Origin of the sequence: Synechococcus sp. R8-2, assembly GCF_047461715.1 — a bacterium.
Classification (GTDB): domain Bacteria; phylum Cyanobacteriota; class Cyanobacteriia; order Thermostichales; family Thermostichaceae; genus Thermostichus.
Window position 1 is genome coordinate 1 of the sequence record NZ_JANSHQ010000331.1, and the last position, 745, is coordinate 745.

Annotated in this window: 1 protein-coding gene; it reads right to left on the reverse strand. The window is 61.2% G+C overall.

Annotated features, from left to right (window positions below; genetic code table 11):
- Positions 1-536, reverse strand: a 536-nt coding sequence (locus tag NW819_RS08485; RefSeq protein ID WP_414413492.1) for a glycine betaine ABC transporter substrate-binding protein, incomplete at its 3' end; no start/stop codon positions are given.
- Between the last annotated feature and the right edge of the window lie 209 nt (positions 537-745).

The following is a 745-nucleotide window of genomic DNA, read 5'->3' on the forward strand; positions in this document are numbered from 1 at the left end:
GCTTGGATCCCGGGTAGGCCATCCTCGCGGGCTTGAAACTCCGGCGGCCCGATCATCACCAGCTCGCCCGCTTTGGCCACCATGTCCGAGATGGTGGCAATGCCCAGCTCAGCCGCTCTGGCGCGGGTCATGGCCAGGGCCTGGGTGTTGTTCAGGGGGGCGGGATCCAGCCAAATCAGTTGGAACTGGCTCTCGTACTCGCGGGCCACCGTCGCGTACACCTCTGCCGGGTCGCCGCTGCTGGGCAACTTGAGCACTGTCAGCAGGCCAGTGCCGGTGTACTCGGGGTAGAGATCGATCTCGCCGCTCAACAAGCCCGCATGGGCTACCGGTGTTCCGCCCAGGTTGAGCTTGCGCTCCACCGTGAACCCTGCCGCCTCCAGGGCTAAGGCGTACATTTCCCCCAAAATAAACTGCTCGGTAAAGTCCTTGGAGCCGACGATGATGGGCCTGGCGAGGCCCCTCTGGGGAGCGAGAACAAGAACCGCCAGCCCCGACAGGGCCAGCAAAGCCAAGCGACGAGTGGTTTTCAGCATAGACAAGGGGAGAAGGGATCCCAGGCTAATGACAAGAGGCCCTGCCGAGAGCGTTCCGGCCTGGGCCAGGAAGTTTCGACTGTTAAGTCACCATTAAACCATTATTTTCCCTGAGCCGTAACTGCAAGAACCAACCGTAGAGATCGCCAGTACGGTCACTGCAAGTTGGTTGGAAATAGCCCAAGTGTAAGGACTCCGTCCCGCTGGCG